This is a genomic window from Erysipelatoclostridium sp. An15 (genome assembly GCF_002160675.1).
Taxonomy (GTDB): Bacteria; Bacillota_I; Bacilli_A; order Erysipelotrichales; family Coprobacillaceae; genus Thomasclavelia; species Thomasclavelia merdavium.
Genome location: NZ_NFLA01000088.1, coordinates 1 through 4,831 on the forward strand (window position 1 = coordinate 1; position 4,831 = coordinate 4,831).

General features: G+C 31.8%; 5 protein-coding genes. 4 read left to right on the top strand and 1 reads right to left on the bottom strand.

Translation table 11 applies throughout. The features are described from left to right. Positions 1–62: 62 nt before the first annotated feature. The 4 genes from B5E92_RS14895 to B5E92_RS14910 all read left to right on the top strand — a co-directional run bounded on the left by B5E92_RS14895 (position 63) and on the right by B5E92_RS14910 (position 4,083). Positions 63–668 (top strand): hypothetical protein, encoded by a 606-nt coding sequence (locus tag B5E92_RS14895; protein ID WP_087303463.1) that lies wholly within the window; start codon positions 63–65, stop codon positions 666–668. Between the two features lie 830 nt (positions 669–1,498). Then, positions 1,499–2,794, top strand: a complete 1,296-nt coding sequence (locus B5E92_RS14900) for a plasmid recombination protein (protein WP_087303465.1) — start codon at positions 1,499–1,501, stop codon at positions 2,792–2,794. A 305-nt stretch (positions 2,795–3,099) separates the two neighbouring features. After that, a complete protein-coding gene (locus B5E92_RS14905; RefSeq protein WP_087303467.1) occupies positions 3,100–3,864 on the top strand; it encodes a replication initiation protein in 765 nt (254 codons plus the stop codon). 15 nt (positions 3,865–3,879) lie between these two features. Beyond that, complete coding sequence (locus B5E92_RS14910; protein ID WP_087303469.1) at positions 3,880–4,083, top strand: hypothetical protein; 204 nt, start codon at positions 3,880–3,882, stop codon at positions 4,081–4,083. 113 nt (positions 4,084–4,196) lie between these two features. Here B5E92_RS14910 and B5E92_RS14915 read toward each other — a convergent pair whose 3' ends face one another. Then, complete coding sequence (locus B5E92_RS14915) at positions 4,197–4,595, bottom strand: hypothetical protein (RefSeq protein WP_087303471.1); 399 nt, start codon at positions 4,593–4,595, stop codon at positions 4,197–4,199. Positions 4,596–4,831: the final 236 nt, after the last annotated feature.

Here is a 4,831-nt window from a genome sequence, read left to right on the forward strand (position 1 = left end):
ATATTCATATGGGATAATGCTATAATAAATATTTTATTTGTGGGAAGGAAAAGAAAAAAATTATGAAATCTATTAAAGTTATAATAGCTCTATTAATGACTCTTGTTTGTATTCCTTTTTCTAATGTTTCTGCATTAGAAAATACTGATAACAACAATACTGTTATATATACACCAACAGAAGAAGAATTTAGAGCAGCAGAAGAAATTGAAATTGCAAAAATGAAAGCTCATTTTGAACGAACTAAAGAATCATATACTTATGATTATAGAGCGGTTGGTAGCCCTCAAACATCTTCGTTTTCACCATACAAAAACGCATACGATCAACCAGCAGGAGGAACTATTTTCAATTCAGCAAATAGCGGATTCTTTTGGAGTGATAGTACAAGAAGTCCAGGTACATGGTCTTTAGGTATTACTATCGGCGGTAAATATTTATCTGTTGATGCTTCATACGCTCCTGGTGTTGTATCATCTTCTAGTGGTGGAGTATTTGTAGGTATATCATCATCTCAAGTAGGTAGAGCCGTAAAATTAAAAGTGGCGAGAAATTATAGAGTTCAAAGATATGATGTATATAGAAAACCACAATATGGTGGATCATGGACATATGTATCTTCATATGGCGTAGCTACAAAATATCAAAGTCAATTTAGTGTACAATAAAACACAATAAAACAATGTTATCATTTATAACATTGTCAACATATATTATCTATATATTTATATATAGCATTGTCGCTATAATAACTCATTTATAAAATACCCTATAATAATTGCATAATAAAAAAAACTGGGTATAATAAAAGTGGCAAGAATGGAACTTATGCCATAGGAATTAAAAAAAAGGGAGTGCTGCAACACTCCCTTTTTTGTGCTGGTCATCTTTTATTTTCTCTTGTCCAGCCACTTGCAGATCTGATGGCAAATCACACCTGCTATGACAGAGATTAAAATGGAACTTATTACCTCCATAGGAATTCACCTCCTTTACCATGATCAGGAGGCATGATGACCAAAGAATTATAACATTCAATATTGAAGTCTGACAATAACTACGGAAAGATTGATACCTAAAGCGATAAAGCTAACACTTAGAGTGTTAGCTTTTTTATTTAAAAATGATATAATCCTTATAAGGTTCTTGTTACTTCTTGTCAAGAAGTAACGCAATCGCTATTTTGACACATTCGTATCATAATAGCTGCGGTCTGCGACGCCTTTTTCAAGTATATTTTTTTGAAATTATACTTGAAAATTCCCTATAAGGAAAAATCGCAAGTGTATACAGACAAAAACTGTATTACACTTTATATCTTTTGCTGATTAAATCAGCAAAATTTCGTATACATTTTTGACTTGTTTTCTAAAAAGCGTAATACAGCCCTGCACAGCCAATAAAAAAGGTGATCCCTAAATTTTTTACCATAACGACAATAGGAGATCACCAAAAAAATTATAAGAAAAATCAGTACCGTTGTAAAGGAGGTATAAATATGAAAAAAATGAGCATGAGCATAACCAAAGGCAGAGGCAATCAGAAACATAACACCCGTACCCAAACGGTCAAACCTCAGAATGTCGATTTCTCACGAACCGAAGACAACATCACTGTCATTGATGAAAACATAAAAGATATCTATCATGAACTGTTTGACAACGCACTTGAAAAGTACAATGCCAAACAGAAGCGAAAGGACAGAAAAATAAAAGACTACTATTCGCATATCGCAAACTCAAAGAAAGAAAAACTGTTTCATGAACTTGTAGTTCAGATAGGACAGAAAGACAGCAGACCAGATCAGAAACAGACAAACGGGATCTATGAAGATTTTGTAAATGAGTTCATAAGAGCCAACCCGCAGATGAAAGTCATTGGTGCCTACATTCACAATGACGAAGCAACACCACATCTGCATTTGGATTATGTTCCATACACGACCGGAAACAAGAGAGGTCTAGAAAGTAAAATTTCCAATGACGGAGCAATCCGACAAATGGGATACAAGAACTGGGAAGAATGGAAAGACAGACAGTTCGGAACACTGGAAAAGATATGCGAAAACTACAGCATAGAAAGAGAACACATGAACAATACGGAAAGACACAGAACGATAGAGGGGTATAAGCAGGAACAAAGAGCGATAGGCAAGAAACTTGATGAAATAACCCTAGAGCTCCAAAAACGCTCTACAGAGCCAAAAAAGGGGCTTTTCGGCAAAGAAACGATAGACTACGAAACATTCAGAGCATTACAGCAGGAAAGCACACTTCAAATAGTCCAAATTTCTTCTCTAAACGACGAAATAAAAAAACATGAGGAAAAGTATCAGGAACTCAAAAACAAGCCGTATCGGCTTAAAAACGAGGAATTAGAGCGAATTAACAGTGAACTAGAATATAAAAACAGACAAGAAAGGAAAATGAGGGACTACTGGATCGAAAAAGAAGTAGAGAAGCAGGTAGGAGAGATACAGCACGAAAACAGTATCTTAAGACAAGAATCAGTGCGACAAGGAAAAGAAATAGAAAAACTGAAAGCGGAAAATAAGAAACTGAAAAGCGAAAGTATCGATCAGGAAGTCGAGAAGATGTACATATATACAGTACTGGATAAACTGCATGTAGGGAACTTCGTAAGAAAAGTAGTAGAACTTTTAAAAAAGGGAGTACATCTTGATCGAATAGAAGAAAAGCAATATGAGAACGTAATAGATGGAGCAAAGAGCATGTTCGAAGAGGGAAGAAAACAGACAAGAGCAAGACAAAGGGATAGAGGAATTTCAAGATAAGGATAACACTCGTCTAATCAAAACGAGTGCCAAAAAAGAGTCCGAAGGACGAAAAACGAGCGTGAAAAACAAACACGCTCGCCTTTTTATATATATTTTTTTATATTTTTTTATTTTTTTTCATAATAAGGATAATACGTGGACGTAGATACACAAAAGCGTGGACGTAGATACACAAAAGCGTGGACGTAGATACACAAAAAACGTGGACGTAGATACACAACACGTGGACGTAGATACACAACACGTGGAAAATTGTTGAATATTGTCCACATATGGTGTATAATTTTTTTAGAGGTGATACAATGAATAACGATTTAAAATTAAAACAATCTAATAATTTAATCTTAGCCACCCATAAAATGAGTATTAATCAAATGCGATTATTTTTTTATGCTTGCAGTCAATATAATGGAAATTTAGATATAGAAATTTCTCTTAGCGATATAAATAGAGTATTAACCGAAAATACTGGTAACCGTGGAGGTAACCAACGAGAACGTATAAAAGAAACTATTCCAACATTAATGCGTAATGCTATTGTTCATATTGAAGACGAAAATGGTGAAGAATGGTGTTCTGCTTTAAGAAAAAGTCGATTAAACAAAGACGATACAGTAGTTTTTACTTTCGATAAGTCAATCCAAAAAGAACTTGAAGAATTACGTGGATATACTTGGATGTATCTATCACAATTAACTGGTATGACAAGTACATATTCGGTGCGTTTATATGAATTTTTCGCTATGAGACTAGGAACTGAACACAGATCAGAAAAGTTCGATTTTGATTTAAACAAATTACGCCTATATTTAGATTGTACAAAAAAATATAAGGATTTCAGGGATTTTAATAAACGTGTATTAGTTCTAGCTGAAAAAGAAATCAACGAAAAATCAAATATACATATGAGCTATAAAAAAGTAAAAACTGGTCGTTCAATTACCTCGATTCTATTTACTTTCAAATGGAAAAATAAAGCTGAAGCAATCACTGTTAATTGCAAAGAAAATGAACTATCCGAAACAGAGCAAATGAATTTAGATGATTTTTTAAAAGAATTTGAATAGAAGGGAGAATTTAAAGTGAAACTATACGATTTATTAAGAGCAATAACACATGATAATTATACAATTTACTTGCAAGACATTAATTTTTTCAATGAAGAACGAATATTATATAATCCTCTAAACAACAAAAAAGAAATTTTAAAAAATTATTTGGACTATGAAGTCGTATCAATTAATGAGGAATGGCGTATATTAATCAAAAGTAAAAAAATAGCATAAACAACAGTAGAAAAAATTAAATATACGAATATAATATTCTGTGAACTAACATCTTGAGGCAATTGGAGCCTTATAGATCTTAGTTAAAAAAAGAGGGAGTTTAGTCCCTCTTTTTATTCAGAAAAAGTAGGTATATCTGAAACTTTTTCTAATTTGTCATATGTCTGCTTATTAGTATCTATGAGTAATAAACAGTTATTCTCAAACAAAACCAAATTATAACTCAAATTTTCATCTTCCAATAGATATAATTCTTCGTATAATTTGCTTATTTGTGTTTTAACTTCACTATTTTCATTTTCGAAACCATTTTGATAATAAAGATTGTCTTGATCATCAATTGTTACAGTTACTGTTTTTGTACCTCCAAATAATTGATATGTTCCCATTATATCATCAATATCATTAGATTTATTTATATCCATCCCAAATGAATATCCTAAATAAAATGATGAAAGAAGAAATACTATTGCTACCATAATAGCAACAATTATTTTGTATTTTTTTTTCATATCCATCCCTCCTACAAATATTATACCATGATATATAATCCCAATTTTAAAAAAATGTAGTTATAATCGTACTTTTTTATTTTTTTTGTGTAGGAAAATGCATCGATTTAGATTATAATATTCATATGGGATAATGCTATAATAAATATTTTATTTGTGGGAAGGAAAAGAAAAAAATTATGAAATCTATTAAAGTTATAATAGCTCTATTAATGACTCTTGTTTGTATTCCTTTT

Bases quoted from the DNA above. Each gene is read 5' to 3' on its own strand.
- B5E92_RS14895 (WP_087303463.1), top strand. From the start codon at position 63: ATGAAATCTATTAAAGTTATAATAGCTCTATTAATGACTCTTGTTTGT.
- B5E92_RS14900 (WP_087303465.1), top strand. From the start codon at position 1,499: ATGAAAAAAATGAGCATGAGCATAACCAAAGGCAGAGGCAATCAGAAA.
- B5E92_RS14905 (WP_087303467.1), top strand. From the start codon at position 3,100: ATGAATAACGATTTAAAATTAAAACAATCTAATAATTTAATCTTAGCC.
- B5E92_RS14915 (WP_087303471.1), bottom strand. From the start codon at position 4,595: ATGAAAAAAAAATACAAAATAATTGTTGCTATTATGGTAGCAATAGTA.